Here is a 26,875-nt window from a genome sequence, read left to right on the forward strand (position 1 = left end):
GCAGGGATCGGCGTACAGGGACAGGCCCTGCCTACCGCGTCCGCACGGTATGCGCCACTTCTGGCGAGTCCAGTTCTGGTGGACGGGTCAGGAGACCGTGCAGGACCCCATGAAGCGGCGGAGGATCTCGTCGTTCCAGTCCTTGTCCCCCACCGGCAACTGGACCAGCAGCCACCGCTCGCCGAGCTTCACCTGCCCGGCCGCACGGCCGGCCTCGGTGCCGACGTGGAAGACCTTGCCGTCGGCTTCGGTCACCCGGACGGCCTGGAGGTTGCGCGCCTCCGGTGCTGCCTGCAACACCAACTTCGAGGCGGTGCCCGATGACGTCCGCACCAGCGGCGGCGTCAGCACGACCCGGTCGGTGGTCACGGGCGCCTCCGGCGTCCAGCCCTGCGGCGCGAGCGCACAGTCGATGTTGCTCCAGGCCTGACTGTTCGCCGTCAGTTCGATCATCGCGCCGGCGAAGATCGACGCCGACTCACCGGTCTGGTCCGCACCGGTCGCCGGCGTCGCCGTCCCGGCCGCCTCGGTCCCGGCACTGGCGCTGGCACCGGCCTCGTCCGAGCCGGTGGCGACCTCCGTCCCGCCACCGCCCCACCACTTCACCTGGTTGCCGATCGCGAGCACCGCGGCGGTCACGGCGGCGGCACACAGCACGCCGGTGACCCGGCGCCGGGTCCTGATCCGGCGCAGCGCGCGACGCCCGCGCGCCACGTCGGCCTCCACGTCGGCTGCCGGGAGGCCGTCGACCGCGCGGTCGGCGAACCCTTCCAGCAACCTCTTCACGTCGTCCACGTCAACTACTCCCGGTCGCGGGATCCGTGGCGGGATCGGGTTCCGCGGCCATCAGATCCTTCAGTCTTCTCAGCGCTTTCGCGGTCTGGCTCTTCACGGTGCCCTCGGTGCACCCCAGGATCCGCGCGCAGGTCGCCACGTCGAGATCCTCGAAGTACCGCAGCACCAGGACCGCTCGCTGCCGCGGCGCGAGGTCCAGCAGGGCGCGCCGGACGGCGAGGGTGTCGACCTGGTCCGGCTCCTCGCCCAGCCTCGGCTCGAACGTCTCCGCGGTCACCACCTCGGGGTGGCGGCCGGCCCGGCGACGCTCGTCCAGGAAGGCGTTCACCAGGATGCGGTGCGCATAGGGTCCGGCGCCCTCGTGCCGGATCCGATGCCAGTGCACGTACACCCGGGCGCAGGCGGTCTGGACCAGATCCTCGGCGGTGTGCACATCCCCCGCGGTGAGCAGCATCGCCGTTCGCATCAGTCTGGTGCGATCCGCGATCAGGTACTCACGGAACTCGGCCTCACGGTCACCCCCTCGCATCGACAGCCCCCAGGCCCTCTTCCACCCCGACTACGCCGGTGACCTCACTGCGGTTGCCTTGTACTACGGACAAAGCGTGTGCCACCAGGTCCGGGTCGTCGTAGCGAAGCCAGGTGATCCGGTGGTCCTTGCGGAACCAGGAGTCCTGCCGGCGAGCGAATCTCCTGGTCGCCTGGGCGGTCCGCTCGCGCGCCTCCTCCTCGGAGATCTCGCCGCGCAGCAAGGCGATCACCTGGGAGTAGCCGAGCGCGCGGTTCGCAGTACGGCCTTCGAGCAGACCGTTGCCCAGCAGGTCGCGGACCTCGTCGACGAAGCCCTGCTCGAACATCCGGTCCACCCGGCGGCCGATCCGCTCGTCGAGCACCGGCCGCGGTACGTCGAGGCCGATCTGGACGGCGCCTTCGTAGATGTACTTGTGCTCCGGCAGCGTCGCGACGTACGGGCCCGCGGTGATCTCGATGACCTCGAGCGCGCGGACGATCCGGCGGCCGTTGCTCGGCAGGATCTGCTGCGCGGCGGCGGCGTCGACCGCGGCGAGGCGGCGGTGCAACGCGCCGGACCCGTGCTGTTCGAGCTCGGCTTCCAACCGCTCCCGTACTTCGGGATCCGTGCCGGGGAAGACGAAGTCGTCGAGGATCGCGCGGACGTAGAGGGCCGAACCACCGGCCAGGACAGGGACCCGTTGACGGTTCAGGCAGTCGTCGATCGCGGTCCGGGCGAGTTGCTGGAACTCTGCCACCGTTGCCGTTTCGGTCACGTCGAGGATGTCGAGCAGGTGGTGCGGGACTCCCTGTTGTTCGGCGACGGTGATCTTCGCAGTACCGATGTCCATGCCGCGGTAGACCTGCATGGCGTCGGCGTTCACCACCTCGCCCGAGGGCTGGCCGGCGAGGTTTTCGCTGCCGTGAATTTCCTTGCACAGGGCAACCGCGAGGTCGGACTTGCCGGCCGCCGTGGGACCGACGACCGCGACGACGAGGGACTCGACCATCAGACCAGTGTGACAGTGCCGCCACCTGCCCGGCGGTCGGGCGTGAACAATCGGACAAGACCGGCGGAAAGGCTTGTGGTCTGCTGACGAGTTCGATAGGAACTAGCCAAAGAGTTCTGGTCCGGACCGCACAGTGCCGATTCGATTCGGGCGCGATCGGGGGGCCGAACACAATCGCAGCACCGACCGGGAGGAATTACCCAGTGACGAATCCGTTCGAAGAGGGATCAGACGAGGCCAAGGAGGCCCTGGACCTGGACGGCGCGTTCGACGCCGCGAAGCGCAGCGGCGGCGATGTGGAGTTGAAGAAGAGCGGCGGTGACGTCGAATTGAGCGGTGGTGACGTCGAGTTGAGCGGTGGTGACGTCGAGGCCGGTGGCGATGGCGAAGAAGGCGGCGACAGCGGTGGCGACGTCGAGACCGAACCCGGTACCGGCGGAAGCTGAGCGCGTCCCACAGCTCGGGGCCCGTTGGTGGAAGGATCACCGCTAGCTGTCTGTAAGTAGTTCACTACGCTAGGAATGGGAGCCCCGAGATGGGCATCTTCGACAAGTTCAAGGGCAGGGCCGAGGGTCTCAAGCAGAAGGCCGGCGAGGTGGTCGACGCGCATGGCGACAAGGTCGGCGAGGGCCTGGACAAGGCCGGCGAGTTCGTCGACGAGAAGACCGGCGGCAAGTACGGCGACAAGATCGACAAGGGTGTCGACCAGGCCAAGAACCGTCTCGACGGTCTGGACGGCCAGGACGACGACATCCCCAACAAGCCGGACAACCCTGCCTGAGCTTCGGCGCGAGGGCCGCAAGGGATCTTCCTTGCGGCCCTTCGTCGTTGTCGGGGCCGGGGCGGTTGTCGGTGGGGTTCTCTAGGGTGGCGGTATGGATTGGTTTCAGGTGATTCCCGCGGCCTACGTGGCCCTGCGCCGGGGCGACGAGGTGCTGTTGTTGCTCAGGGCCAACACCGGCTACATGGACGGCTATTGGGCGATGCCCGCCGGTCACGTCGAGCAGGGCGAATCGGTGCTGGCGGCGGCCCGGCGCGAGGTCTGCGAGGAGATCGGGGTGGAGATCGACCCGGCCGACCTGGTACCCGTCACCGCGATGCACCGCACCGACGCAACCGGCGAGCCGATCGACGAGCGGGTCGACTTCTTCTTCACCACCTCTCGCTGGACCGGTGAGCCCCGGCTGATGGAGCCCGGCAAGGCGGCCGGCCTGGGCTGGTACTCGCTGGACAAACTCCCCGACCCCGTCGTACCGCACGAGGCCCGGGTGCTGGCCGGCCTCCGCGCCGGCACCATCCCCGCGGTGATCGCTGAAGGCTTCGAGTAGCGCCGAGGGATCGCTCACACGCGGCACTACGTTTCTTCTCGCGTTCACCATCGTTGGTGGCGGCTCGTTCTACGGGCGAAGCTGCTGTTGCCGGCAAGGGCGGAGGTGGTTGCCACCGGCATCGGTTCGGGTGGTTGCGTCCCCGGGCTGCGTGACGGTGCTAGTCGGGCCGGTGTGCGTCAAGAGCGCTTCGCGTCCCTTCGGGATCGGAACAAGTTCCGACTCTTGACCCACCCCACCCCGACCAGGGAAGGAACGCAGCTATCCCGGAGCCGCTGGGGGGTGTGGCGACAAGGGCCGGGGACACGTCCGGTGCCCAAAGTGCGGGTCCTGGGGCGCCGGCAGGCCGTCGCTGGCGGGTTGTTCGGCCGCTGGCGCCCTACTGGCCGCCAGCCGGCGAGCATCCCGCCAGTGGACCCCGAAAGGAGCCACGAGCGGTCGAACAACCCGCCAGCCGGCTGACAACCTGCCAGTGGTCGAACAACCCGGCGGCGCCAGCCCCCGAATCGGCACGGCCACCACCCACCCGGGCGAAACCCACCCCCGGGCCCCGCCGGCGTACCGGAGGACAGGAAGTAGTCGCCGCCCACCCCACCCCGACGGGTCGCCCACGCCCGGAACCTCCGCGACCACCCCCAGCACTACCTGTCGGTCGGTACACCCCACCCCCGAAAACACCACCCCGGACCGGCTCACACCTCCGTCGCCCGGTACACCCCACCCCGAAAGCACCACCCCGGACCCGGCTCAGACCCCTCCGCGGGATCCGCGTAGCTGCGTCCTTCCCTGGTCGGGGTGGGGTGGGTCAAGAGTCGAAACTTGTTTCGATCCCGAAGGGACGCGAAGCGCTCTTGACGCACCCCAGCACGACTAGCACCATCACGCAGCGGAGACCGCGAACCACCCGCACCCATACCCGGGACTAGCACCCGCACTAGTGCCGGGACGGCCGCCCGCACTCATGCCCGGGGAACCACCCGCACTCATGCCCGGGGGAACCACCCGCACTCATGCCCCGGCGAACCCCGCGCTCATGTCGGGAAACGACCCGCTCGGCGCAGGGGCGTACCAGCTGATCGCTGGTTTGGACACACCCGGGGGTCGGCAGGCGTCGGACGGGAGTAGCGGGCGGTTCGGCATAGTCTGCCGTCTGAGCCGGCCTGCCTTCACCACGCTGACGTATGTGAGTAGGGACGATCTGGCGGAGGTTGCAGAGCTGTTGGCTGGGATGCTCGGGGTGGCTTTCCAGGCGCGCAGTAGCGACTCGCCTGGAGGCGACTTCCTTCTTGCCGGCGACTGGCGGGAGGCCTACGCCGAAGAGGTTTATGTCCAGCCCAACGATGACCTTGGCACAGCTGCGGAGCCGGAGTACGCCGCACTTCCAACGCTGGTGTCCATCGAATGCACACGCCGCGCCGACTAGCTCGAACGGGAGCTTGCCGGGACCGACCTAGTTCTCGTACGGCGTGAGGACTGGGACCATCCGCGCAACCCTGCGGCCGGTTGACGGCCTCCGTCGACCAGGGTGGATCAGGTTGGCAGGTGGGAGCGGATGAGGTCGGCTTGGGCTGGGAGGAGGGCCAGTTCCTCCGGGGTGAGGGTGATGTTGCGACCGCGGGAGGCTAGGGCGGCGTCGAGGCCTGGGGTGGGGTTGATGGAGTTGGCCAGGTACGTCGCGAGGGCCTCGCGGAGCATGGGGGTCAGGGATGCGAAGGCGGGGTCCAGGGCTACCTGCGCGAAGATGATCGCGGTCATGGCGACGTCGAACTCCGGTGGGCCTTCCTCGGCGTTGGCCCAGTCGATGACTACCGGGCCGTCGGCGGTGAGGATGACGTTGTACGGGTGGAGATCGCCGTGCACCACGACCTGCCCAGCGGTTCCGCTGGGAGCCGGGATTGCCTGAAGGCGGCGGTGGAGGTCGGCGTGGATCAGGCCGAGTTCTACTGGTGACACGTCGCCGGCGATCGCCGCGTCCGCGAGGGTTGGTCCGGTGAGGCGCTCCAGGACGATGTCCGGTCCCTCGACCTGCCGCACCGCCGGGACCGGGTAGTCGTACTTCCTGACCCAGCGCATGAAGTCGGCCTCATCACGCACCGGGCGCCCGTCGCGGTACCGGCGGACCACCCACGCCTCGTCGAGCGAGTACACATCCGCGTCCCGCCCGAACGCGAACGGCTCAGCCCCCAGCGGCAACAACCCATCCGCCTGGACGTCGTTCATCGGGCGAGGGCTCTCGGGGGTGGTGGCTGGCACGGGTCAGTTGACCTGGCAGCCGCCGGTGGCGGGCTCGAGGGGGGCGGGCTTGCCGATCACCGGCATGCCGAGCATGACGCCAGGTGCAGCAGCCGAGGCCGGAGCATCCTGGTCCCGCTCCCAAGCGTCGCCCGCGCGCGTACGGCGTACTGAACCGAAAACGTCGGCGACCAGGTGGTGCGGGGCGGCGTAGGTGACCTCGACCGTCGCCAAGTCGCCGGGGCGGGGCTTCTCGACGCCGTCGGGCAGGGCGAAGTGGACGAGGCGGTTGTCGCGGGCGCGGCCGGAGAGGCGGTGGGTGGCGGCGTCCTTGCGGCCCTCCCCCTCGGCGATCAGCACCTCGACGGACTGGCCGACGATCTTCTTGTTCTCGTCCCACGCCATGTCGTCCTGCAGCGCTACCAGCCGCTCGTAGCGCTCCTGGACGACCTCGCGCGGCACCTGGTCCTCCATCGACTCGGCCGGAGTGCCGGGGCGCTTGGAGTACTGGAAGGTGAATGCGCCGGCGAAGCGTGCCTGGCGGACCACGTCGAGCGTGCCCTGGAAGTCTTCCTCGGTCTCACCGGGGAAGCCGACGATGATGTCGGTGGTGATCGCGGCATCCGGCATCGCCGCGCGCACGTCATCGATGATGCGCAGGTAGCGATCGCGGCGGTAGGACCGGCGCATCATCTTCAGGATCTGGTCCGAGCCGGACTGCAGCGGCATGTGCAGCGACGGCATCACGTTCGGGGTCTCGGCCATCGCCTCGATCACGTCCGCGGTGAAGTCGCGCGGGTGCGGCGAGGTGAAGCGGACCCGCTCCAGCCCGTCGATCGTGCCGCAGGCGCGGAGCAGCTTCGAGAACGCGTACCGGTCGCCGAACTCGACGCCGTACGAGTTCACGTTCTGGCCGAGCAGCGTCACCTCGAGCACGCCCTCGGCGACCAGCGCCTCGACCTCGGCGAGCACGTCACCCGGGCGGCGGTCCTTCTCGCGGCCGCGCAGCGCCGGGACGATGCAGAACGTGCAGGTGTTGTTGCACCCGACGCTGACCGACACCCAGGCGGAGTACGGCGACTCGCGGCGGGTCGGCAGGGTCGACGGGAAGACGTCCAGGGATTCGAGGATCTCGACCTGCGACTCCTCCTGGATCCGCGCCCGCTCCAGCAGCACCGGCAGCGAGCCGATGTTGTGGGTGCCGAACACGACATCCACCCAGGGCGCCTTCTTGGTGATGCCGGCCTTGTCCTTCTGCGCCAGGCAGCCACCGACGGCGATCTGCATGCCTGGATTCTTGGCCTTCACCGGCGCCAGGTGACCGAGGTTGCCGTACAGCTTGTTGTCGGCGTTCTCGCGGACCGCGCAGGTGTTGAACACGACCACGTCGGCCTGGTCACCCTCTGGCGCGCGGACATAACCAGCGTCCTCCAGCAGCCCGCGCAGGCGCTCGGAGTCGTGGACATTCATCTGACACCCGTAGGTGCGGACCTCGTAAGTACGCATGACAGCCACCAAGAGTACGTGCCGGCGTAGACATTTCCCTACCTGGGATGGGTCCCTGCCACCCCTGCGCGAGGCGCTGGCCGACACCATTGTGGAAAGCATGAAACAGTTCTCGACGTCAGTTGCTCGCCCGTGCCGCCGTCGGCGCCGCGGTCGTGGCCGGTGGCTCGATCGCCGCCGGGCCGAGATCAGCGAGGGGACAGCGCAGCATCGAGCACATCCACGCCATCGCGCTGTCCGTCTCCAGCCGCGAGACCGAAATACGCCGGATGCTGCAGGCGACCACTCTGCAGACAGGCGACTACAGGCGCGCCGGACCCCGGCCACGCTGAAGTACCTGAGCGCGGACTCGCTCGGGACCTACGAGTACGCGATGGAGTTCCTCTACAAACCGAACCGCACGGCCGAGGAGATCTCGCACCAGTGGCAGACGTGGGACTACGGCAGCGCCCCGTCCGCGAGTTGTTCGCCCGCGACCTACCGATCCACGCCGGCACCGACACCGGTACGCCGTTCATGGTGCCGGGCTTCGCCCTTCACGACGAGCTCGAGCTCCTCGTCGGCGCGGGCGCAACCCCCCAGCAGGCGCTGAAGGCGGCCACCGTCGAGCCGCCCGGTTCCTCGGCCTGGCGGACGACCTCGGCTCGGTGGCTCCGCGGAAGATCGCCGACCTCGTCGTACTGGACGCGGACCGGCTTGCGGACATCCGCAATACCCGAACGATCCACATGGTGATCACCCGCGGCCGGGTGATCTCGCCGGCGGTGCGGGAGCGGATGCCGACCGACGTCGAGGCAAGCCTCGTCCGACCGCTGCGGCGATCCGCGCAGGCGGCTGCTGCGGAACTCGTCGTCCTGCCTGACTACGCGGCGAGACGGCCCGCCCATCAAGAGCGGGCCGCCTCGACCGATCTCAGGCCGGCGGGGTGATGCTCCAGATCCCCCGGCCGTGCGTGGCCGCGTACAGGTTGCCGTCCGGCCCGGACTCGAGGTCCATCACGGTCGTCGTCGGCAGGCCGTTGCCGAGCACCTGCCACGTCGTCGCCCCCGGCGCCCGGTAGAACGTGGCCAGGTCGGACCCGACCACCAGCGCGCCGTTGGCCAACTGCTTGACCGAGCTGGCCGGGACGTCCGGCAGGTTCGCCGAGATGTCCGTCCAGGTCGCTCCGCCGTCCGTCGTCTCGTACACGTGGCCGACCCCGGCGCCCGGCCCCTCAGTGAAGCGGCGGGAGAAGCCGTTGACCGCGACATACGCGTGCTGCCCCGAGGCCGGGTCGATGCCCAGCCCGCCCAGGTACCGGTTCGGGAACGTGCCCGGCAGGCTCACCTGGTGCCACGATCCACCGGCGTTGGTGGCCAGGCCGCGGGTGAAGCCGGTGTTGTTGCACGGCCCGCACCAGCTGACCCAGCCGACCCCGTCGCGCATCGCGACCGCGGTCGCGGAGTGGCCCGCGCCCAGGTCGAACGCCTTCGTCCACTCACTCGCGCTGCGCATACCCCAGCCCTTGGCGGAGGTGTAGACGTACCGACCGCCGGTGATGAAGCCGCCCGAGTTCGCCGAGTCGATCGCGATCGGGGCGATGAACCGCGGCGACGGGTCGCCCGGGTCGAGGCTCCACGAGGTCGCGTCCGCCGCACTGAGCGCGCCCGGGTTCACCGCGCAGTTGTTGGTGATCTTGATGGCGAGCGACACGTACTCCTGGAGCTGGTTGCAGCCGTTCTGCGGATCGGCCGCTCCGTCACCGCCGTCGCCACCGAAGTTGGAGCCCATCTCCGTATCGGTGTTGCCGCCGTCGGGCTTGACCGCGAACAGGTTCGACACCCCGTTGTCCTGCAGACCGCCGGAGACCACCATGCCGCCGTTCTTGGCGTCCTTGCCGACCGACACCGAGTAGTACTGCAGCGCGTCCATGGTTCCGTCGGCCGTCATCGAGACCCAGTCGGTGGCGTTGTTGTTCGCGTTGAGCTGGCCGCTCACCGGCCGGCGGTAGACGCCGCCGTCGTTGCCGACGAACACCACCGGCTTGCCGTCCGCCGTGCCCACCGTGACCGAGTGCTGGTCGGGGTGACCCGCCAGCGGGCAGGAGTTTTTCGCGTCGTCCAGGTTCCAGCAGGCGAAGCCGAAGTTCCAGTACGGCATGATCGCGGCCCAGTGCGAGCCTGCGTCGGTCGTCTCGAACACTTCCTCCAGACCCGCCCACACGTGGTCGGCATTGGCCGGGTCCACGGTGAGGATCTGGTTGTACCAGGCCTGCACGCCGACCGCGTAGCCCTTACGGTCGAGCGCCGACCCGCTGTTGTGCAGCTGCTGCGGATCCGCGATCTTGTTCCACGGCCCGGACGGACTCCCGGTCCTGGAGACGTAGATCCCCGCCAGGTTGGTGCTGCCGTTGATCTTGCTCGGCTGCTGCACCATCGCGTACAGGCGGTCGCCGGTCTTGCTGAACGCGAAGGTGGTGTAGCCGACGTCGGTGCTGTTCTTGATCCCGCCGAGCACCACGTCCAGCCGCTTCCAGCTCGACGGTCCGGCGGTGTAGTCGGACGTCTCGTAGAAGCCGTTGTACGTGTCACCCGAGCGCCAGCCGATTGCCGCGATCACATGCTTGGGATTCTTCGGGTCGATCGCGATGTCGTTGACGATGTTCTTGTACGCCGCTTCGGTGGCTCCCCCGGTCTGCGAACCGGCCGGGACCAGGACATTCCCGTTGTCGTCCTTGATCTCGGGCATGAAGTCCGGGTTCGGGTAGAACGCCACCTTCCACGGACCGGCCGCGGTCGACGCGTCGTGGTACCAGACGCCGCGGTTGGTCGCCGCGAACACCTGGCCACCACCCCAGCGCAGCCGCCCGACCGTCGTGGACTCGAGCTCCTTGCCGCCTACCCGGTCGGACGGGGAGAACACACCGCTGGTGGGATTCGCCAGCCGGTACACGCCCGATCCGACGTACGACGTACCGCCGGTGTTCGCCTCGCCGGTCGCGTACCAGAGGGAGCCGTCGCCGGCCAGCTGCAGGTCGCCGCCACTCAACGAAGGCAGAGCGTCGGCAAGCGGCGTCCAGTTGCCACCGCCGGTGCTGGATCGCCAGACGCCGCCGTTCGCGCCGGCGGCGTACACGTGGTTCGAGGTGTCGGCGGCCAGCCCGGTCACCCGGCCGCTGACGTGTCCCGCTCCCCCACTGGAGTTGGAGTACCAGTCGCGGTAGCGCGGGTCGTCCGCGTTGTACGGCACCTTCGTGACGTCCTGCCAGGTGCCAGCGGTGTGCTGCATCGCCGTGAGCTGCGCGAAGGCCGCGGAGTACGCACCGGGGGCGACGATGCCGCCCGGGGCGGTCCGCGCCTGCTGGAACTCGTCGGCGATCGTGTAAGCCTCTTTGGACTCGCTCTGCATCTCCGACGGGTTGCCGCCGGCGATCATCAGGGCCTTCTCCATCACCGCCGCGTTGTAGTGCTTGTCGGCCCACTGGTGCTTGAGCCACTCCTCCTTGAGCTCGTAGCGACCGGTGTACCCACCCACTCCGGCAGCGACAAGGCCGACGCCCAGGATCCCCGCGAGGATCTTGTGACGGCGTCTGGTGAGCGAGATTCGCATGACGTTCTCCGAACATCTGTCGGCGGGGTGCCGCTGGTCCTCGGCGCTCCCGTAGCACGAAGCCGGAGTGACCTTACGTCCGTGGTCAGTCACGCGGAAGTGATCATTTGCATCCCCCCAGCATCAAGGGAAATCATGCACGATTGGTGAGCGCCGGGGCCTTGGCTTGCCGCGGCGTCAGGCCGATCAGTAGATGTTGGACGGCCGGACCATGCCCTCGGCGAGATCGCCGATGCCCGGGGCCATGATCGCGCCGGGGTTGCCGAGGATCTCCTCGACGACGGCGGTCTCGTTCGTGATCAGCAGCGCCGCGATCGAGGCCGCACTCTCGAGCGCGGCCCGGGTGACCTTGAGCGGGTCGATCACAGCCTCGGCGAACATGTCCCCGTACTGGCCCGTGAGCGCGTTGAAGCCGTGTCCGAGCGGCAGTTCCGCCACCCGCGCGACGACCTCGTCACCGTCGTACCCGGCGTTGATCGCGATCCACCGCAGCGGCTCGGGCAGCGCTCGCCGGACCATCTCGCGACCAATCGCCTCGTCGCCGGCCTACCGGCAGCGATTCACCGCCGAGCTGTTCGCCCACGACGTACCGATCCTGGCTGGCACCGACACCGGTACGCCGTTCATGGTGCCGGGTTCGCGTTGCACCACGAGCTCGAGCTGCTCGTCGGCGCCGGAGCCACACCACGGCAGGCGCTGCATGCCGCGACCGTGGGGGCCGGCCAGGTTCCTGGGGATGAGCCGCGACCTGGGCTCCGGGAGCCACGCAAGATCGCCGATCTCGTGGTGCTGGACGCCGACCCGCTGAAAGACATCCGCAACACCCGGCGGATTCACACGGTGATCAGCCGTGGGCGGGTGATCACCCCGCAGGCGAGGCAGCGGATACTCGCCGACGTCGAGGCCGCCGTCAAGGAACCGGCGACCGCGACGGCGATCCCTGCGGGAGGATGCTGCGGAACGCGCCGTCCCGGACACTAACGGTCCGGACCGAGCAGGCTGTGACCGAATGGTCACGGCCCGCTCGGCGTTGTCGCAGATCGTTACCACCGTGGAACCGGGGATCCGTGCAGTCACCCCCTGCCTCCGCTAGGTTCTCGCCATGAGCGATTCCTCTGCCGTCGATACCGTGACGACAACCGGTCTTGTCGCCCTGCGGGATGTCAACAAGCATTTCGGTGATCTGCACGTTCTGAAGGACATCAACCTGTCCATCGGCAAGGGCGAGGTCGTCGTGGTGATCGGCCCGTCCGGGTCGGGCAAGTCGACGTTGTGCCGCGCGATCAACCGGCTGGAGCCGATCGACTCGGGCGTCATCACGCTGGACGGCCAGCCGCTGCCGCTGGAGGGCAAGCCGCTGGCCCGGCTCCGGGCCGATGTCGGCATGGTGTTCCAATCGTTCAACCTCTTCGCCCACAAGACGATCCTGCAGAACGTCACGCTGGGGCCGATGAGGGTCCGTGGCCAGTCCAAGGCCGAGGCGGAGAAGAACGCGCGGGCGCTGCTGGAGCGCGTCGGCGTCGAGGCACAGGCCGAGAAGTACCCGGCCCAACTGTCCGGCGGACAGCAACAGCGGGTCGCGATTGCGCGGGCGCTGGCGATGGACCCGAAGGTGATGCTCTTCGACGAGCCCACCTCGGCGCTGGACCCGGAGATGATCAACGAGGTGCTCGACGTGATGGTCGGGCTCGCCAAGCAGAGCATGACGATGGTCGTCGTCACCCATGAGATGGGCTTCGCCCGCAAGGCGGCCAACCGGGTCGTCTTCATGGCCGACGGCCAGATCGTCGAAGAGGCCGAGCCGGAGAAGTTCTTCACCGACCCGCAGAGCAAGCGGGCCCAGGACTTCCTCTCGAAGATCCTCACCCACTGACCGCCAGCCCGTCCCCTGCAATCCTGAGCAGTTCCGAATACTGGAGGAAAACACCATGCGACAGCGGATCATCGCTGCCCTCGGCATCTCGGTCATGGCCGCGGCCGGCCTGACGGCCTGTGGCGACGACGCGTCGGACGCCGGCGGCTCCGGCGGCGGCGGCGAGAAGATGACGATCGGCATCAAGTTCGACCAGCCCGGCCTCGGCCTGAAGGAGGGCTCGAACTACACCGGCCTGGACGTCGACGTGGCGAAGTACGTCGCCAAGGAGATGGGCATCGACGAGGGCAACATCGAGTGGAAGGAGTCGCCGTCCGCGCAGCGGGAGAGCCTGCTGGCCAACGACCAGGTCAAGATGATCTTCGCGACCTACTCGATCACCGACACCCGCAAGGAGAAGGTCTCCTTCGGCGGTCCGTACCTGACGGCCGGTCAGGACTTGCTGGTCAAGTCCGACAACACCGACATCACCGGGCCTGAGACGCTGAACGGCAAGAAGCTGTGCTCGGTGACCGGTTCGACCTCGGCCCAGAAGGTCGCGGACAAGTTCGCCAAGACCGTCCAGCTGCAGAAGTACGACACCTACTCCAAGTGTGTCGAGGCGCTGAGCTCGGGCGCGATCGACGCCGTCACCACCGACAACACGATCCTGGCCGGCTTCGCCGCACAGGAGGCGAACAAGGGCAAGTTCAAGGTGGTCGGCAAGACCTTCTCCGAGGAGCGCTACGGCGTCGGCCTGAAGAAGGGCGACACCGAGACCTGCACCAAGGTCAACGACGCGCTGAAGAAGATGGTCGACTCCGGCGAGTGGCAGAAGGCCTTCGACAAGAACCTCGGCACCGCCGGTCTGACGCTCGACCCGGCGACCAACCCGCCGAAGACTTTCGACGCCTGCGCCTGACCTGAAGTCCTCGTGGGGAGGGGCCGCCAGCGGTCCCTCCCCACGCTTGGGTCTCGACCTCGATCCCCCGCGGGAGCACCATGGACGTGATTTCTGAGTTCTTCACCGAGTACGACGGTCTCAAGGCCTTCCAGCAGACCATCTACCTGACCCTGCTGTCCGCGCTGTTCGCGCTGGTGATCGGCACCGTGGTCGCGGTGATGCGTGTCTCGCCGGTCAAGGTGCTCCAGATGATCGGCAGCGCCTACGTCAACGTCGTCCGGAACACGCCGCTGACGCTGGTGATCGTGTTCTGCAACCTCGGCCTGTTCCTCCAGCTGGGCATCCAGCTGTCGAACCCGGACTCACCGACCTCGATCGACGACAACAACTTCCGGCTCGCCGTGCTCGGCCTGTCCGTGTACCACGCGGCGTTCGTCGCGGAGGCGATCCGCAGCGGGGTCAACACGGTCCCGCTCGGCCAGGCGGAGGCGGCCCGGGCGATCGGCCTGCCGTTCCTGAAGACGCTGCGGTACGTCGTACTCCCGCAGGCCTTCCGGGGTGCCATCGCCCCGCTCGGCAACGTGCTGATCGCGCTGACCAAGAACTCCACCGTCGCTTCGGTGATCGGCGTGACCGAGGCGTCCGCGGTGATGAAGGTGATGATGGAGAACCGGCCCGACGTGATCTTCGTCGTGTTCGGGATCTTCGCCATCGGCTTCGTCATCCTGACGCTGCCCGTCGGCATCCTGTTCACCTCGATGTCCAAGCGCCTGGCGGTGAAGCGATGAGCGCCACCAGCGTTCTCTTCGACGCCCCCGGCCCGAAGGCCAAGCGCCTGTACGCCGCGGTCGGCGTCGGCAGCATCGTCGTACTGCTGCTGATCCTGTGGTTCGTGATCGCCAAGCTGAACGAGAAGGAGCAGCTCACCGCGGCGAAGTGGAAGCCGTTCCTCACCGCGGAGATCTGGACCGAGTACCTCATCCCCGGCCTGATCGGCACCCTCACCGCGGCCGCCATCGCGGTGGTCCTCTCGCTCACCATCGGCATCCTGCTAGGCGTCGGGCGGCTGTCGGGCGCGGTCTGGATCCGCTGGCCCTGCGGCATCGTGGTGGAGTTCTTCCGCGCCGTGCCCGTGCTGATGATGATGCTGTTCGCCTACGCGCTCTTCGGCTACTACGACCTGTTCCCGTCCGAGCGGCTGCCGCTCGCGGCGGTGGTGTTCGGCCTGATGTTCTACAACGGCGCGGTCGTCGCCGAACTGGTCCGCTCGGGTGTGCACTCGCTGCCGAAGGGGCAGAACGAGGCCGCGCTGGCGATCGGTCTCACCACCCAGAAGACGATGCGGCTGGTGTTGTTGCCCCAGGCCATCACCGCGATGCTGCCGGCCATCGTCGGCCAGCTGGTGGTGATCCTGAAGGACACCGCGCTCGGATACATCATCACCTACGAGGAACTGCTCCGGAAGGCGGAGCAGATCGGCAACTTCAAGTCGAACCTGCTGCCGGCGCTGATCGTCGTCGGCGCGATCTTCGTGGTCGTGAACTACTTCCTCGGCCTGGGCGCCGTCAAGGTCGAGCAGCGGATGCGCCGCCGCGGCCGGTCCGCCGGCGGGCCCCTCGCCCCGGACCAGATCGACCAGACAGCGGTAGCCGCCGCAGCAGCCGCGCTGCCCCCGCAGGAACAGATCCGCTGATCCACTGGAAGAGCCCCGGTACGCCGAAGCCCGGCGTACCGGGGCTTCTTTCGTTCGGGGGCTCCCTACGGGGTGGCGCCCGCCGCGACACGGACGCCGCCCCCGGCGGAGAGACCGGGGGCGGGCGGGCCAACTGGGTCATCCGGTGATCAGTAGATGTTGGAGGGGCGGACCATGCCTTCCGCCAGGTCCCCGAAGCCGGGAGCCATGATGGCGCCCGGGTTGCCGAGGACCTCCTCCACGATCGCGGTCTCCGTGGTGATCAGCAGGGCGGCGATCGACGCGGCGCTCTCCAGCGCGGACCGGGTGATCTTCACCGGGTCCATCACGCCGAAGTCGAACATGTCGCCGTACTCGCCGGTCAGCGCGTTGAAGCCCTGCCCGACGGGCAGCTCCGACACCGTCTTGACCACCTCGTCGCCGTCGTACCCGGCGTTGATCGCGATCCAGCGCAGCGGCTCACCGAGCGACTGGCGGACGATCTCCCGCCCGACCAACGCGTCACCCGTCAGCTCCAGCTTGTCCAGCTCGTCGCGCGCCTGGGCGAGGGCCGAGCCGCCACCCGCGATCACGCCTTCCTCGAGCGCGGCCCGCGTCGCGGACAGGGAGTCCTCGACCCGGTGCTGCTTCTCCTTGAGCTCGACACCCGTCGCCGCACCGACGTGGATCACGGCCACGCGCCCGGCGAGCCGCGCGATCCGCAGCCGCAGGTTGTCCTGGTCGTGCTCGTTGTCGGTCCGCTCCAGCTCCTTCTCGAGCTGGTGCAACCGGGCCTCCACCGCCGTGGAGTCCCCCGCACCGCCGACCATCGTCGTACCGGCTTCGGTGATGGTGATGCGGTGGCAGGTGCCGAGGTCGGCCAGGGAGACCGAGTGCAGGTTGACGCCGGAGTCCTCGCTGACCACGCGACCGCCGAGCACCGCGGCTAGGTCCTCCAGCTCCGCGACCCGGCGGTGTCCGAAGCCGGGTGCCCGGACGACGACCGAGCGGAAGGTGTCGTGCACGTTGTTGCTGACCAGCATCTGCAGCGCCGGGCCGTCCACGTTCTCGGCCAGGATCACCAGGGGCCGGCCGGCCCGTGTCACCAGTTCCAGCGTCGGCATCAGGTCTTGCAGCTGGCTGATCTTCTTGTTCGTGAGCAGGATGAACGGGTCGTCGAAGACGGTCTCCATCCGGTCCTTGTCGGTCACCATGTACGGCGAGATGAAGCCGTGGTCGAACTCGATGCCATCGACAACGGTCAGGCTCAGCCCGTACGCCGGTGACTCCTCGACGGTGACCACCCCGGTCTTGCCGACCCGGCTCATCGCCTCGGAGATGACGGATCCGATCTCCGGGTCGTCGTTGGCCGACAAGGTGGCCACGAACAACAGGTCGCCCTGGCCGCCGATCTCGGACGTGCGGGCATGCAGCGTCCTCACGATCGCGGCGACGGCCTCCTCGATCCCCCGGCGCAGCTGCATCGGGTTCGCGCCTTCGTCGACGGCCCGCAGTCCCTCGCGGACGAGGGCCTGGGCGAGCACGGTGGCGGTGGTGGTGCCGTCACCGGCGACACCGTTGGTCTTCATCGCTACTTCCTTGACCAGCTGGGCGCCCATGTTGGCGAACGGGTCGCGCAGCTGGATCTCGCGGGCGATGGTGACGCCGTCGTTGGTGATGGTGGGCGGCCCGGTCAGCTTCTCCAGTACCGCGTTGCGCCCCTTGGGCCCGAGTGTCACTTTGACCGCGTCGGCGAGGGCGTTCACGCCTTGTTCGAGCAGTTGCCGCGCGTCGTTGCTGAAGCGGAGGTCCTTGGCCATGGTGGTGTTCCCTTCGGGTCAGGCGACCTGGACCGGCGAGGCGCCGACCGGCTTGTCGGAGTCTTCGGTGTCTTCGGCGATCCGCAGTTCGGCCGGTACGTCGAGGCCGTACAGCCTGGCGGCGTTCAGCCCGAGGATCTTGCGCTTCACGTCGGGCGTCAGGACGCCGTACTCCGACTGCATATCCTCGGGGATCTGGAAGTCCACGAACTTCTCGATCAGCCACTTCGGCTGCCAGATCGCGTAGTCGCTGGCGAAGGTGATCCGGTCCTCCCCGATCCAGTAGAGGAGCTCGCCGATGATCTGGGCGAAGTACCTGGGCCGGCTGTGGATGAACGGCATCGCGACTGCCAGGCCGCCGTACACATTGGGCTCCTGGGTGGCGATCCAGCAGAAGTCCTCGAGCCTGGGCAGCCCGACGTGCTCCACGATGAAGTTGAGCTCGGGAAAGATCGAGGCCGCGTAGTCGATGTCCTGGACGTCGAACGCGTCCCGGTTCAGCGGGTAGATCGTCGGGCCCTTGTGCACGTGGATGTTCTTGATGCCGAGCTCGATGCACTTGCGCAGGTACGGCTCGGCCGACGGGTCGGACAGCTTCCAGCCCTTGGAGTCGCCCTTCCACTCGGCGGTGTAGAGCTTCACGCCCTGCAGGTTCCAGCGGGCGTGGAGCTCCTCGAGCTTCTCCAGCCCCTCCTCGCCGTCGCGCGGGTCCCAGGCACCGTTCGTGATGAACTTGCCCGGGTTGTTCTCGGCCACCGCGCCGTCGCGCTCGGTGGTGTTGAACCCGTCGACGTAGAAGTCGGTCAGGTAGGTCGGCTGGAAGATCGCCTTGTCCACGTAGCCGATCTCGAACAGGTCGTGGACCAGGTCGGCCTCGGAGTAGGCGCCGAACTTCTCCGGCGTCCAGACGTACTCCTCGGGTGACAGGTTGCGGTGGTAGTCGTAGAAGCAGGCCGTGAAGCCCTCGCCGTACCGGTTCCGGTTGTTCTCCGGCCGGCCGTTCCAGAAGTGCACGTGGCTGTCGACGACGTAGTACTTCTCGCCGTTCTTCTCATACATGGTTTTGCCTCCCTGGCAGGCAACAGCCTGGGCCCCGGCAGGCCGGGGCCCAGGGGAATCAGCTGGGGACCTCGACCAGGTCGAAGTCGATGTACTCCGCGGCCTCCTCCGGGCTGGAGAAGAGCATCGTCTTGTCGTCGAAGTGGACCATCCGCCCGTAGTGGGTGGACATGATCTCCTCGAAGTCGGACTGGTCGAAGTCCGCGCCGAGCGCGTCGGTGATCTCGGCGTAGTCGAAGGTGAGCTTGCCGACGCCGTCGACCCGGATCATCGAGGGGTACTCGGTGATCGTCACGTTGTCCTTGCGGCCCATGATCTCGGCGACCACGTAGCCGTTCTGGTTGTTCATCAGGGTCACGCCGCACATGTTCGAGAAGGTGCGGTCGGCCGCGCCGAACTCCTTGGTCGTCGTCACTGGTCCAGCTCCTTCGGGGCTTCGAGGTCGAGGTCGGCGAGCACACTGCGGAAGGTCGCCTTGGCCGCGTCCAGCGAGTCGGCGAAGGTGACGACCTTCTCGTTCGGCTGCGACCAGATCGGCTGCAGCTCGTGGGCCGCGCGCAGGCTCTGCGGCACCCAGGTGGACAGCCACTCACCGAGCACGGTCTTGTTCTCGTCGCCGTGCTTCTCGTCCCGGGTCAGCATCGAGAACAGCGCCCGGGTGTAGCCGAGGTCGCGGCTGTAGTCGTTCTCGCCGGCGCCGACGATCGTGGGCGTGATGTAGTCACCGTTGCGGGCCGAGATCTGCATCAGCAGGTCGCTGCGGAACAGCACCCCGACGAGCGACTCGAAGACGATGTTCGTCGCGAACAGCGCCTCACCCCAGTCGCCGATCGCGGTCAGCCGCTCGGCGTTCTCGCGGACGCCCTGCCAGACCGGATCGTTCTGCCAGACGTCGCGGTGCACCTGACCGTCGAAGTCGATCTCGGACTCGGCCAGGTCGAGGTTGAACAGCGCGAGGTCCTGCGCGAACCGCAGCTTGTGCGCCGCGTTGACCGCCATCGCGTTGTTGATCATGTTCGTCGGCGCCGACCGCTGGGCCGCCGTGAACACGTGCATGCCCAGCCCGTTCTCGGCGTGCATCCAGGCACCGAGGTTGCGCTCGATGAACCGGACCCAGGCCGGGTTCCAGTGGCTGTAGGCCTTGGCCCGCTTGGCGTTCTCCAGGCTCAGGCTGATCTGCCGGACGACCGCCGCGTTGTTGCGGTAGATCGTCTTCTCCCACTCCTCGTTCGGGTCGCGGAACTGGTGCCAGTCCGAGGACTTCAGCCGGGTCCAGTCCTGCGGGTAGCCGCCGGGAGTGTTCGCGAAGCCGTAGATCCAGCCCTGCGACAGGTGCCGCTCCGGGTCCGGCTGGACGTCGAAGGTGACGTCCTCGTACGTCGTCGCGCGGGCCTTGGCCGGCTTGTAGTAGTTGTAGCTGCGACTGGTGGAGCTCGGGAACGTGAGCGCGCCGGCCTCGGAGTCGGTGAACTCCGGGTGCGGGAAGCTCCGTTCCTTGTTGACAGCTGCTTGTGCCATCGCTATCTCCTATTCCGCCACCGAGGTGGTGAACTTGTCGTAGTGGATGTGGTCGGGCGGAACGCCCGTCATCTCCAGCAGGGCGATCGCCGCGTCGACCATCGGCGGTGGTCCGCACAGGTAGGCGTCGCACTCGGCCAGCCCTGGCTCCAGCCGCTGCACCACCTCGGTCACGAACCCGGTGTTGGCCCAGCCGTCCGGCCAGCTGTCCGACAGGCAGCCGACGAACTCGAAGTCGGTCAGCTTCTCGCCGATCTCCTCGATCTGCTCCAGGTAGAGCAGGTCCGCATGGTTGCGCGCGCCGTAGAAGAACCGCACCGGCCGGTCGATGCCGTCGGCAACGAGATGGCGGAGCAGGCTGAGGATCGGGGCCAGGCCCGCTCCCCCGCCGATGCAGACGATCCGCCGGTCCGACGACTTCTTCAGCGTGAATGTCCCGTACGGACCGTCCAGCTCGAGCTCGTCACCGGGCTGCAGGGTGTCGTCGAGCAGCCCGGAGAAGTGCCCGCCGGGGTACTTCTTGATCAGGAACTCCAGCGGCTCTCCCGGCAGGTTCGCCATCGAGAACGACCGGTGGCCGTCCTGTCCCGGGATCCGGATGTCGGCATACTGGCCGGGTTTGAAGGTGAAGGCGGCAGGCTCGACCAGGTCGAGTCGCAGCGACACGATGTCGTGCGTGACCGGCTCGATCGCGGCGATCCTGGTCCGCAGGTGCTGCAGCGGTACGGCGTTGCGCAGTTCCTCCTCGTCATAGTTGATCAGCTCCACGGTGAGGTCGGAGTACGCGTGCGACTTGCACAGCAGGATGTAGCCCTCGTCGCTCTCGTACTCCGCCAGCGCGAACGTCGAGTACCGGTCCATCTGCACGTCACCGTCCAGCAGGAACGACTTGCACGCGGCGCACTGGCCCTCCTTGCACCCGTGCATCAGCGCGATGCCCTGCCGGAAGGCGGCGTTCAGCACCGTCTCCTCCTCGTCGACCTCCATCTCGAGATCGACGGGCTCGAACCTCACGACGTGCTTGTCACCCATCAACGTCTCCTGTCGAGTCAGGCGATCGGTGGCGGCGAGAGATGCCAGGGTTCACCGCCACCGACCTGCCCGTGGGGGAAGGATCAGACCTTGGCCGGAGCCGGCCGGCCGGCCGGACCGCCGGCCTTGTACGTCGCGACGTGGGCCTCGCGGTCCGCGTCGGACATCTCGTTCAGCAGGATGTTCGGACTGGCGAAGTTGATGCCGCGGACGTCGTCGAGGGTCCACAGCTTCTTCTGGTCGTCCAGGTCCAGGTGCGGCTGCGGGATCAGCGTCTTGCCGTCGTCGCGCACGTAGCCGAGGTCCTTGATGATGTCCGCCAGGTCCCGGTTGTGGTGCAGCGTCTCCCACTCGCGGTGCCCGGTCAGCCGGCCCATGTTCGGCGTCGGCCGGCCCTCGTACTCCGGACGGAACGCCTTGATGTCGGTCCAGGCGCAGGTCTCGGAGCAGTAGGTGCGCCACTGGCCGTCGACCTTCTCGGTGACCAGGTCCTCGCGGATCAGCGCCGGCACCATGCAGGTCCAGCAGCGGTGCGGGTACTGGTAGTCGACGTCCTCGAACGCGATCGGCTTGTTCTTGCCGGGGTAGCGCAGGCGGTTGTAGTTCTCCCACCACTTGCCGTACTTGTTGTACCAGCCTGGGTACTTCTCCTCGAACCACTCGAAGTCGGTGTCCGTCATCGGGTCGATCCGCCAGTAGTTGACCGGCCAGCCGGTGGCGAAGAACTGCGCCACCTCGTGCACGTAGCCCTTGTTGTAGATCCGGTTCCACGCCTCTTCGACCAGGTCGTGCGGGATCTTCAGGCCGTACTTCTCCAGCGGGATCAGGTAGCTGCGGTAGTAGTCGTCGTAGATCCACCGGCGCCACATCTCGGCGTACGAGTCGCGGTCCTTGCGGCGGTCCTTCGTGCCGTACTCGATGAAGGTGCCGATCGCGGCGTCGACGACGCAGTGGTTGTTCCACCAGGCGTAGCGCAGGTCCCGCTCGAGCAACTGCCGGTTGTCCTCGTCGGCCAGCGCCATCAGCAGGATCGAGTACCCGTTGCTGATGTGGCGCGACTCGTCGGACTGGACCGAGTGGAAGACGGTCGGCAGCAGGTAGTCGCCGTTCGCCGCGGCCTCGTCGGGCATCGCGACGAACAGCGTGTTCGTGAAGGCGGTCTCGGCCACCACGGTCAGGTAGATGTTCGCCGCGGTGATCGCGTCACCGGTGATGAACCCCTCGCCGAACTGCCGGCCGATGGTGCCCGCGTAGTTGTTCGCGAAGGCCTTCTCGGTGATGTCGAACCCGGCCGGGTCGATGTAGTGGTTCATGTAGAGCTTCTTGAGGTTCATCTGGATCGTCGAGTGCCGGACCTCGTCGATCATCTGCACGGCCAGGCCGTTGTGGATCTCCGGGTTCGGCACCGCGTCGATCGCCATCGGCATCGCCCGGGCGGCGGAGATCTCGGGGAACGGGATGATGGACAGGAAGAGCTTCTGCCACTCCATCCAGCGCTGCTGCACCTGGCGGAACATGTTGCCGCGGATGGCGCCGTCCATCGCGCCGAAGACGCGGTTGTCCTTCTCCTCCTCCATCGGGAAGTAGGACCGCATGATCTGCTTCAGCGGGTCCTTCTTCGGGGCCTTGTCGAACGTGTAGTCGGTTCCGAAGCGTGTCGCGGGAGTGGCGAAAGTCGGCTCCCAGGACAGTTCGGTGATCTTGGCATGTGCCTTGCTCAGACTCTGCCTGCTCACGGTCTGCCTCCTCGGGCTACAGATCAGGTCAGCGGCTCTGCAGGTGCTCTGGGCCGCCGTGGAGAAGATCACACCCCGGACGGGGCCTTGCACTTGTCTCAATCTGAGACACAGTGGGGGGACCGACGGACCTAGTCTTTGGGACAGGCCCCGACGAGGAGAGGCGTGTCTATGGATCAAAACCACTGGACCAGTACGCCGAAGCCGGGCCGGCTGCTGCAGCAGGCCCGGGACTCATTCCTGACGTCCGGTGACCTGAACTCCAAGGTGGTGCGCGAGCCGATCCAGGCGTCGTGGCTGCGGTCCTCCCGGCTCCGGGTCGACACGGACAACCTCGACCCCGCCTACCACGAACTGGATGGCCCCACTCCGCTTGCGCTCAGCGCAGCCCCGGTGTTGAGCGCTCTCGCGAACGAACTGGCGAACGAGTCGGTCAGCATCATCCTCACCGACCAGCACGGCCTCGTCCTGCAGCGCGCCTGCCCCGATCCGGCCCTGGTCCGGCAACTCGACAAGGCCCACCTCGCCCCCGGATTCAGCTACGCCGAGGAAGAGGTCGGCACCAACGGCATCGGGACCGCCCTGGAGGCCGGAGTACCGACGATGGTGACGGGCAGCGAGCACTTCACCGGCAGCCTCGGCGGCTTCGCCTGTGCGGGTGCTCCGATCCACCACCCGGTCACGGGGTCTCTGCTCGGCGTACTGGACCTCACCTCGTCTGTCACGCATTCCAATGCCCTGCTGATGTTCTGCGCACGGTCCACAGCGCAGAAGATCGAACACCAACTGCTGACGCGGTCCGGAGCTCGGGAGCTCGCCCTGTTCCGCGACTACCTGGCGGCGTGTCAGCACCCGGGCAGTGGCGTGATGGCGCTCAGCGCCGACCTGGTGATGATGAACAACCAAGCGCAGCAGCGCTTCGATCCCGCGGACCAGGCCGCCCTGCTGGCCAGGTCCGCGGATGCCGCGGGGTCCCCGAACCCGGTGACCCTGGTCGCGGACCTTCCGAGCGGTCTGGTGGCCCGGATGGACTACCGACCGTCTTTCGCGGGGTCGGAACTGGCCGGTGGCGTACTGCGGATCCAGGTGCAGTCGGGGCTCGACTCATCGACCGGAGCGCCGGCCAGCGTCGTACCGGTGATGCCTGGACTGGCTGGGACGAGCGCGACGTGGCAGCGGGTCTGCCAGGCGGTGGACACCAGCCGGCGCAACGGGTCGTGGATGGTGCTGGAGGGCGAGGCCGGAGTCGGCAAAATCGCCCTGCTGCGGTCCGTTAACCAGCTCCGCAACAGCTCCGGCCACTTCCGCGTAATGGACTCGGCCGAGGCAAGTCCTGCCTGGCTGGACACGATCGCCGAGGAACTGTCGGTCGGCGCGGGCTCCTTGGTCGTACGGCGAGCCCACCTGCTTGACAGCGACACGATCAGCGCCCTGTCCGAACTACTCCTCGAGTACGCCGACCAGCGGCGCGGAGTCTGGGTGGCTCTCACGATGCGGAGCGAGCCGCGCAACCCTGAGGTGGATGCGCAACTGCTGCCCCACTTCTCGCACACTGTCGAGGTGCCACCGCTGCGGCACCACCTGGAAGACATGCACAAGCTGGTCCCCCATCTGCTGGGCCGCTTGAACCGTGGCAACAGCCTGACCATCTCCCCCGCGGCGCTGGCCCAACTGATGCGGCTGCCGTGGCTCGGCAACGTCGAGCAACTCCGGCGTGTCCTGCTGCGGATCGCGCAGCACCGTCGCTCAGGCACGATCGAGCTCGACGACCTCCCCGGCGAATGCCGCGCGACCACCCGCCGCCGGCTGACCCAACTGGAGTCCCTGGAACGCGACGCCGTCGTCAAGGCCCTAGTGATCCACCGCGGCAACAAAGACAAGGCCGCCAGCGATCTCGGCATGTCCCGAGCCACCATCTACCGCAAAATCCGCGACTACGGCATCGTGCTGACGATCTGAAAAGCTGTTGCACCGCGGTGCGACCGGCCGTGAGACTTTGGCCGATGATCGAGAACGCGAATCCCGACGGCCGTGCTGGTATCGATGTCGGGCTGGTGAAGCGGCTGATCAAGGCGCAGTTTCCGCAGTGGAGCGACCTCGCGGTGACGCCGGTCAAGATGGATGGCTGGGACAACCGGACCTACCGGCTTGGTGACGCCATGACGGTGCGGCTGCCCACGGCGGCGGCGTACGCGCCGGCTGTGGATAAGGAGGACGAGTGGCTGCCCCGGCTGGCGCCACACCTGCCGGTCGCAGTACCGGAGCCCGTGGGCAAGGGCGTTCCGGGCGAGGGGTATGCCTTCAACTGGTCGGTTCGCCGGTGGTTGGACGGTGAGACGGCAAGCCTCGAGACGATCGACGATCTGCCGGGCTTCGCGACCTCGGTGGCTGAGTTCATTCTCGCGTTGCAGGGCTGCGACGCGACGGGTGGGCCGCTGGCTGCCGCGCACAGCTTCTACCGGGGTGCGCCGCCGGTGCATTACGACGAGGAGACGCGTCGGGCACTCGTCGCTCTCGAAGGTCGGGTCGACACCGTGAAGGCTGCCGCTGTTTGGGACGCGGCGCTCGAGTCGGTGTGGGACGGCCCGCCGACGTGGTTCCACGGGGATGTCGCCAGTGGCAATCTGCTGGTTGAGAACGGACGGCTGTCCGCCGTGATCGACTTCGGCACGTCAGGCGTGGGTGATCCCGCCTGTGATCTGGTGATCGCCTGGACGATGTTCTCCGGGGACAGCCGGGAGGCGTTCCGCAGTACGGTCGGTCAGGATGCCGCCACGTGGGCGCGGGCGCGTGGCTGGGCGCTGTGGAAGGCGCTGATCGTGCTCGCCGATGTCATCGACACCGACGAGCAGAGCGCCGCGGTCAACCGGCTCGTGATCGACCGGGTGCTGGCCGATCACGAGCAGGCTCGGTAGGTCCGGTTCAGCTGTCCGGGTTCAGCGCAGGGTGTTGAAGGAGTCCCGGAGGATCTCCAGCGCCTCGCTGGTCTCCTCCTCGGTCAGGGTCATCGGCGGAGCCATCCGGAGGACGTTGCCGTAGAGGCCGCCCTTGCCGATCAGCAGACCGCGGTTCTTCGTCTCCTGCTGGAGCTTGGCCGTGGTCGCCGCGTCCGGCTTGTCGTCCTCGGGGTTGACGATCTCCGCGGCGAGCATCAGGCCCTTGCCGCGCACGTCGCCGAGCTCGGGGAACTCCTCCGAGATCCCGCGCAGACCGTCCATCAGCTGCGCGCCACGCTTGGCCGCGTTGGCCTGCAGGTCGTTGTCGACCAGGTACTCGATGGTGGCCTTCGCCGCGCTGGTCGAGATCGGGTTGCCGCCGAACGTCGAGAGGGAGTTCGCGCTCAGGCTGTCCATCAGGTCCGGCCGCGCGACCACCCCGCCGATCGCGAACCCGTTGCCGAGGCCCTTGGCGAACGTCATCGCGTCCGGCACCACGTCGTGCGCCTGGATCCCCCAGAAGTGCTCACCGGTCCGGCCCCACCCGGTCTGTACCTCGTCGGAGATCAGCAGGATGCCGAACTCGTCGAGCACCTCCTTGAACGCGGCGTACATCCCATCGGGCGGTGACGAGAATCCGCCGACGCCCTGGATCGGCTCGACGATCAGGCAGGCCACGTCGCCCGCCGTACCGGTGTCGATGACGTTGCGGAGGTCGTCCACGCAGACCTTGATGTACTCCGCGTCCGGGAGGTCCTTGAACGGGCTGCGGTAGCGGTACGCGCCCTGCACGTACTGCACGTTCACCGGCGACAGGCTGCTCGCGGACCAGCCACGGTTGCCGGTGATGGCGACGGTGCCGAACCCGCGTCCGTGGTACGAGTTGCGCATCGCCAGCACCTGGTTCGAGCGGCGCTTCTGGGTGGCGAACAGCATCGCCGCCTCGTTCGCCTCGGTGCCGGAGTTGGTGAAGAAGACCTTGGCGTCCTTGATCCCGGACAGCCCGGCGATCTTCTCGGCCAGCTCGATCTGACGGCGGATCAGGTACACCGTCGAGGTGTGCGCGACCCCGCTCGCCAGCTGTTCGCGGACGGCGTCGGAGATCTCCGCGATGTCATACCCGAGCGCGTTGGTCAGGATGCCGGCGAAGAAGTCGATGTACTCCTTGCCCTCACCGTCGGTGACCCGGCGCCCGGATCCCTTGACGATCTCGATCGGCTCCTCGTAGTACAACGCGAGCCAGTCCGGCATGACGGCCTTGTGACGCTCCCACAGCTCCGCATGTGTCATGTCTTAGCAATACCTCATCTCGGTCGTGACTGATAGAGCCGCTCTATCCGTCCGCTTGGCGTCGCGTGGTGGCTCTGCCGGTGACTT

Annotated in this window: 27 protein-coding genes; 13 read left to right on the plus strand and 14 right to left on the minus strand. The window is 67.7% G+C overall.

Annotated features, from left to right (window positions below):
• Positions 1-87: 87 nt before the first annotated feature.
• The 3 genes from EV644_RS26245 to miaA are packed head-to-tail and all read right to left on the minus strand — an operon-like array spanning position 88 to position 2,315.
• Positions 88-795 (minus strand): hypothetical protein, encoded by a 708-nt coding sequence (locus tag EV644_RS26245; protein WP_132191545.1) that lies wholly within the window; start codon positions 793-795, stop codon positions 88-90.
• Position 796: 1 nt separating this feature from the next.
• A complete protein-coding gene (locus EV644_RS26250) occupies positions 797-1,324 on the minus strand; it encodes a SigE family RNA polymerase sigma factor (protein ID WP_132191544.1) in 528 nt (175 codons plus the stop codon).
• Entirely contained in the window at positions 1,311-2,315 is a 1,005-nt protein-coding gene (gene miaA / locus EV644_RS26255; RefSeq protein WP_132191543.1) for a tRNA (adenosine(37)-N6)-dimethylallyltransferase MiaA, read from the minus strand. Before miaA ends, EV644_RS26250 begins: the two co-directional genes overlap by 14 nt.
• Positions 2,316-2,518: 203 nt before the next feature.
• On the opposite strand from miaA, the gene EV644_RS26260 reads away from it, so the two are divergent.
• The 4 genes from EV644_RS26260 to EV644_RS26275 all read left to right on the plus strand — a co-directional run bounded on the left by EV644_RS26260 (position 2,519) and on the right by EV644_RS26275 (position 5,066).
• Entirely contained in the window at positions 2,519-2,761 is a 243-nt protein-coding gene (locus EV644_RS26260) for a hypothetical protein (RefSeq protein ID WP_132191542.1), read from the plus strand.
• An 89-nt stretch (positions 2,762-2,850) separates the two neighbouring features.
• Positions 2,851-3,096 carry an antitoxin gene (locus EV644_RS26265; protein WP_132191541.1) on the plus strand — a complete coding sequence of 82 codons (246 nt, stop codon included), beginning with the start codon at positions 2,851-2,853 and terminating at the stop codon, positions 3,094-3,096.
• Between the two features lie 94 nt (positions 3,097-3,190).
• Entirely contained in the window at positions 3,191-3,643 is a 453-nt protein-coding gene (locus tag EV644_RS26270) for an NUDIX hydrolase (protein ID WP_132191540.1), read from the plus strand.
• Between the two features lie 1,183 nt (positions 3,644-4,826).
• The gene (locus tag EV644_RS26275; RefSeq protein WP_132191539.1) at positions 4,827-5,066 is read left to right on the plus strand and encodes a hypothetical protein; all 240 of its coding nucleotides are present in this window, start codon (positions 4,827-4,829) and stop codon (positions 5,064-5,066) included.
• A 107-nt stretch (positions 5,067-5,173) separates the two neighbouring features.
• Here the strand turns inward: EV644_RS26275 and EV644_RS26280 are convergent, their stop codons facing one another.
• On the minus strand, positions 5,174-5,863 hold the full coding sequence (locus EV644_RS26280; protein ID WP_241998821.1) for a phosphotransferase: 690 nt from the start codon (positions 5,861-5,863) through the stop codon (positions 5,174-5,176).
• Positions 5,864-5,899: 36 nt separating this feature from the next.
• Positions 5,900-7,381 (minus strand): tRNA (N6-isopentenyl adenosine(37)-C2)-methylthiotransferase MiaB, encoded by a 1,482-nt coding sequence (gene miaB / locus EV644_RS26285; RefSeq protein ID WP_132191538.1) that lies wholly within the window; start codon positions 7,379-7,381, stop codon positions 5,900-5,902.
• A gap of 122 nt (positions 7,382-7,503) precedes the next feature.
• Between miaB and EV644_RS46570 the strand changes: the two genes are divergently transcribed.
• Positions 7,504-7,713: a hypothetical protein gene (locus tag EV644_RS46570; RefSeq protein WP_241998819.1), complete on the plus strand. Its 210-nt coding sequence runs from the start codon at positions 7,504-7,506 to the stop codon at positions 7,711-7,713.
• A gap of 315 nt (positions 7,714-8,028) precedes the next feature.
• Positions 8,029-8,310: a hypothetical protein gene (locus EV644_RS46575; protein ID WP_241998817.1), complete on the plus strand. Its 282-nt coding sequence runs from the start codon at positions 8,029-8,031 to the stop codon at positions 8,308-8,310.
• On the opposite strand, the gene EV644_RS26295 is transcribed toward EV644_RS46575, so the two are convergent.
• Positions 8,294-10,969: a WD40/YVTN/BNR-like repeat-containing protein gene (locus EV644_RS26295; RefSeq protein ID WP_199240007.1), complete on the minus strand. Its 2,676-nt coding sequence runs from the start codon at positions 10,967-10,969 to the stop codon at positions 8,294-8,296. The genes EV644_RS46575 and EV644_RS26295 overlap by 17 nt on opposite strands.
• 186 nt (positions 10,970-11,155) lie before the next feature.
• The gene (locus EV644_RS26300; RefSeq protein ID WP_255511351.1) at positions 11,156-11,500 is read right to left on the minus strand and encodes a TCP-1/cpn60 chaperonin family protein; all 345 of its coding nucleotides are present in this window, start codon (positions 11,498-11,500) and stop codon (positions 11,156-11,158) included.
• Positions 11,501-11,611: 111 nt separating this feature from the next.
• Between EV644_RS26300 and EV644_RS26305 the strand changes: the two genes are divergently transcribed.
• From EV644_RS26305 to EV644_RS26325, 5 genes are all read left to right on the plus strand, one after another.
• Entirely contained in the window at positions 11,612-11,950 is a 339-nt protein-coding gene (locus EV644_RS26305; protein WP_241998815.1) for a hypothetical protein, read from the plus strand.
• A gap of 121 nt (positions 11,951-12,071) precedes the next feature.
• On the plus strand, positions 12,072-12,842 hold the full coding sequence (locus EV644_RS26310; protein ID WP_132191537.1) for an amino acid ABC transporter ATP-binding protein: 771 nt from the start codon (positions 12,072-12,074) through the stop codon (positions 12,840-12,842).
• A gap of 55 nt (positions 12,843-12,897) precedes the next feature.
• The gene (locus EV644_RS26315; RefSeq protein ID WP_132191536.1) at positions 12,898-13,743 is read left to right on the plus strand and encodes a glutamate ABC transporter substrate-binding protein; all 846 of its coding nucleotides are present in this window, start codon (positions 12,898-12,900) and stop codon (positions 13,741-13,743) included.
• 80 nt (positions 13,744-13,823) lie between these two features.
• Positions 13,824-14,513, plus strand: a complete 690-nt coding sequence (locus EV644_RS26320) for an amino acid ABC transporter permease (RefSeq protein WP_132191535.1) — start codon at positions 13,824-13,826, stop codon at positions 14,511-14,513.
• Positions 14,510-15,418: an amino acid ABC transporter permease gene (locus tag EV644_RS26325; protein WP_132191534.1), complete on the plus strand. Its 909-nt coding sequence runs from the start codon at positions 14,510-14,512 to the stop codon at positions 15,416-15,418. Before EV644_RS26320 ends, EV644_RS26325 begins: the two co-directional genes overlap by 4 nt.
• A 149-nt stretch (positions 15,419-15,567) precedes the next feature.
• Here EV644_RS26325 and groL read toward each other — a convergent pair whose 3' ends face one another.
• The 6 genes from groL to EV644_RS26355 form a co-directional block, all read right to left on the minus strand.
• The gene (gene groL, locus EV644_RS26330; protein ID WP_132191533.1) at positions 15,568-17,217 is read right to left on the minus strand and encodes a chaperonin GroEL; all 1,650 of its coding nucleotides are present in this window, start codon (positions 17,215-17,217) and stop codon (positions 15,568-15,570) included.
• A gap of 18 nt (positions 17,218-17,235) precedes the next feature.
• Positions 17,236-18,276 carry an amidohydrolase family protein gene (locus tag EV644_RS26335; protein WP_132191532.1) on the minus strand — a complete coding sequence of 347 codons (1,041 nt, stop codon included), beginning with the start codon at positions 18,274-18,276 and terminating at the stop codon, positions 17,236-17,238.
• 58 nt (positions 18,277-18,334) lie between these two features.
• The gene (gene mimD / locus EV644_RS26340) at positions 18,335-18,691 is read right to left on the minus strand and encodes a propane 2-monooxygenase effector subunit MimD (RefSeq protein ID WP_199234923.1); all 357 of its coding nucleotides are present in this window, start codon (positions 18,689-18,691) and stop codon (positions 18,335-18,337) included.
• Positions 18,688-19,794, minus strand: coding sequence for an aromatic/alkene monooxygenase hydroxylase subunit beta (locus EV644_RS26345; protein ID WP_132191531.1), 1,107 nt, complete (start codon positions 19,792-19,794; stop codon positions 18,688-18,690). Before EV644_RS26345 ends, mimD begins: the two co-directional genes overlap by 4 nt.
• A gap of 9 nt (positions 19,795-19,803) precedes the next feature.
• Positions 19,804-20,826: an FAD-binding oxidoreductase gene (locus tag EV644_RS26350; protein ID WP_132191530.1), complete on the minus strand. Its 1,023-nt coding sequence runs from the start codon at positions 20,824-20,826 to the stop codon at positions 19,804-19,806.
• A gap of 83 nt (positions 20,827-20,909) precedes the next feature.
• On the minus strand, positions 20,910-22,562 hold the full coding sequence (locus tag EV644_RS26355; protein ID WP_132191529.1) for an aromatic/alkene/methane monooxygenase hydroxylase/oxygenase subunit alpha: 1,653 nt from the start codon (positions 22,560-22,562) through the stop codon (positions 20,910-20,912).
• Between the two features lie 171 nt (positions 22,563-22,733).
• On the opposite strand from EV644_RS26355, the gene EV644_RS26360 reads away from it, so the two are divergent.
• Positions 22,734-24,521, plus strand: coding sequence for a sigma-54-dependent Fis family transcriptional regulator (locus EV644_RS26360; RefSeq protein ID WP_132191598.1), 1,788 nt, complete (start codon positions 22,734-22,736; stop codon positions 24,519-24,521).
• Between the two features lie 44 nt (positions 24,522-24,565).
• Positions 24,566-25,477, plus strand: a complete 912-nt coding sequence (locus EV644_RS26365) for an aminoglycoside phosphotransferase family protein (protein ID WP_132191528.1) — start codon at positions 24,566-24,568, stop codon at positions 25,475-25,477.
• 21 nt (positions 25,478-25,498) lie between these two features.
• On the opposite strand, the gene EV644_RS26370 is transcribed toward EV644_RS26365, so the two are convergent.
• The gene (locus tag EV644_RS26370) at positions 25,499-26,788 is read right to left on the minus strand and encodes an aspartate aminotransferase family protein (RefSeq protein ID WP_132191527.1); all 1,290 of its coding nucleotides are present in this window, start codon (positions 26,786-26,788) and stop codon (positions 25,499-25,501) included.
• Between the last annotated feature and the right edge of the window lie 87 nt (positions 26,789-26,875).

The sequence above is a fragment of the Kribbella orskensis genome, from assembly GCF_004342085.1.
Taxonomy (GTDB): domain Bacteria; phylum Actinomycetota; class Actinomycetes; order Propionibacteriales; family Kribbellaceae; genus Kribbella; species Kribbella orskensis.